Genomic DNA, 1,294 nt, shown 5'->3' with positions numbered 1-1,294 from the left:
GGTGGGCCGGTTAACTCCATTGCTCAGGGTAATCCAGTGCCACTGGGGTACGGTAAGCGTCGAATTGGCGGGGCGTTAATATCCGCAGGCATCCACGCCGAAGACCAACAATGATAATTAGCTTATTCACATAACCCGCTTCGGCGGGTTTTTTTATGCCCGGAGAAAAGATAATGTCTAAAGGCGGATCGTCTAACACCCGCACACCGGTAGAATCTCCAGATTCACTGCAATCCACATCCTATGCAAAATTACTCTTTGCGCTTGGCGAGGGAGAGTGGGAAGGTGGGCTAGATGGTACAAATATTTTCCTTGATGGTACCCCCATCAAAAACCCAGACGGCTCTATTAACTTCCCCGGCGTTCAGTATGAATTCCGTTCCGGTACCCCAGATCAAACTCACATTCCCGGCATTCCAGATATTGAGAATGAAACAGCGATCGGCCTCGAGCTGACTAGTCAAACACCGTTTGTTCGTGCTGTTACCAATACTCAATTATCAGCGGTCAGGTTTAGATTCTCATGGTCTGCGCTACAGCGTCAGTTAGATGATGGTGATGTTGTTGGTTATCGAATTGAATATGCAGTTGATGTGGCAACAGATGGCGGCGCTTATCAGCAAGTATTGACCTCTGCAGTGGACGGCAAGACGACAACAAAATATGAGCGCAGCCACCGCATTGATTTACCCGATGCCACTACTGGCTGGCAGATCCGTATTCGCCGTATTACCGCCAATTCAACGAGCAATATGATTGCGGATAAAATGGTGATCGATGCCATTACTGAAGTTATTGACGCAAAGTTGCGCTACCCCGAAACCGCTTTATTGTTCATTCAGTTTGATGCTAGCCAGTTCCAAAATATCCCAGTAGTTTCCTCTGAACCAAAGATGAGGATCGTCCGTATTCCATCTAACTATGACCCTGCCACTCGGAGTTATTCAGGCATATGGGATGGCTCTTTTAAGTGGGCTTGGACGGATAACCCTGCATGGATTTACTACGATGTTTTAGTGAGTGATCGGTTTGGTTTAGGTCAGCGTATAAAAGCGGCCAATCTTTATTATACAAAATTAGATTTATATCAGATTGCTCAATATTGTGATCAGCTTGTTCCTGATGGGCGGGGCGGTAACGGCACGGAGCCTCGATTCACTTGTAATATCTATATCCAAGCTCAGGCCGAAGCATGGACGCTTATTAATGACATGGGGGCTATATTCCGTGGCATGACCTTCTGGGCCAATAATCAGATGAACGTTCTGGCCGATATGCCCCGTGATATGGATTA

Annotated in this window: 1 protein-coding gene and 1 pseudogene; both read left to right on the top strand. The window is 47.0% G+C overall.

The features are described 5' to 3' along the window. Window positions 1-114, top strand: a pseudogene (locus tag HUZ92_RS20945) (tail assembly protein); the annotation flags it as partial. Between the two features lie 59 nt (window positions 115-173). After that, the coding region (locus HUZ92_RS20685) for a host specificity protein J (RefSeq protein ID WP_174846891.1) at window positions 174-1,294 on the top strand (1,121 nt) is incomplete at its 3' end.

This window comes from Yersinia vastinensis, assembly GCF_902726565.1.
Taxonomy (GTDB): domain Bacteria; phylum Pseudomonadota; class Gammaproteobacteria; order Enterobacterales; family Enterobacteriaceae; genus Yersinia; species Yersinia vastinensis.
Note: the sequence above shows the minus strand (reverse complement) of the source record. Positions and strands in the feature narration are given on the sequence as shown.